The following is a 1,101-nucleotide window of genomic DNA, read 5'->3' as shown; positions in this document are numbered from 1 at the left end:
CATATCATCTAATGCCAATGGATAATCTATACTCACTGGAATATCATAGGCTTCAAATTTTATATTATAGTTTTTAAAGAAACCAGAGAATTCCATTAAAGTATCATTATATGCTATTGAGTTAGTATCTAATTTTCTACTTTTCATTAGTTCATAAAATTTTTCTAACTCAAGTAAATCACATTCCAATATTTTAATTCCTTCTAAATATATATTCTTAATATTTTTAGCTGTTAATTCTACAACTCTTTTTTCTATATTTTCAAGTTTATTTACATATGCATCAATAACATACCATATTGAAAGCAATAACTTTTCAGCAACTTCAGTCTTTACTGATGTACTTTGACCATTTGTATATTTTTTAATCAAATCTATAAGTATTAAAGATATTTCCTGTTGTATGTTATATACTTCCCTCTCATTTATTACTTTACAATCCATACATTCTTTAAGTAGAGATATTGCATATTGGTTTTTTATTAGATTATTTTCATTTATATTGATGTTAGTTAGATTATTATTTGACATAGCAAGTTTCCCCTCTCATTAGATTAAACTTCTCCAAATTTAAACTTTTTTGCAAATTCTTCAGCTTCTCCCCTTACATTATCCATATTTCCTGTAAATTTTTCATAAAGCTCATCTAGTATCTCTATAATTTCATCATCACAAATTTTATCATCTGTTTCATTTTTTAAGTAATAAAATATTTCTTGCATATCATTAATAGTCTCTAAATAATCATCCATATTTGTAAATTGTGATGTATATATGTTTTCTATTAATTGCTTTGTAACTTTTATATCCAATTCTATTCTTCCATATCCCTTTAAAGTATCATTTCTTGAAGTTATTATATCTTTTACATCCGCTTCGGAAAGTACTAGACCATAATACTTAGATTCTTTATTAGTTTCAAGCAATTCATTTCTTTCTATTTCCTTTAAATTTTGATGCATAGAACTCAAAATAATAGGTGATATCATTTTTAAATTCTCCTTTTTCATTTTTCTATTGACTTTTGACTCATTTTATGTTATACTTAAATTAATATGTAAATTCAATCACAGGACTACTTATAATAGTATTATTATAAGT

The 1,101-nt window shown here is 24.1% G+C and carries 2 protein-coding genes; both read right to left on the bottom strand.

The window, feature by feature from the left end; all coding sequences use genetic code 11:
• The coding region (locus tag KGF50_RS21560) for a DUF6179 domain-containing protein (RefSeq protein WP_227849958.1) at positions 1 to 531 on the bottom strand (531 nt) is incomplete at its 3' end.
• A 23-nt stretch (positions 532 to 554) separates the two neighbouring features.
• Positions 555 to 989 (bottom strand): DUF6323 family protein, encoded by a 435-nt coding sequence (locus KGF50_RS21555; protein ID WP_227849957.1) that lies wholly within the window; start codon positions 987 to 989, stop codon positions 555 to 557.
• Between the last annotated feature and the right edge of the window lie 112 nt (positions 990 to 1,101).

It is taken from the genome of Clostridioides sp. ZZV15-6598 (genome assembly GCF_020657705.1).
GTDB lineage: Bacteria > Bacillota > Clostridia > Peptostreptococcales > Peptostreptococcaceae > Clostridioides > Clostridioides difficile_F.
This window is presented reverse-complemented; position numbering and strand designations above follow the sequence as displayed.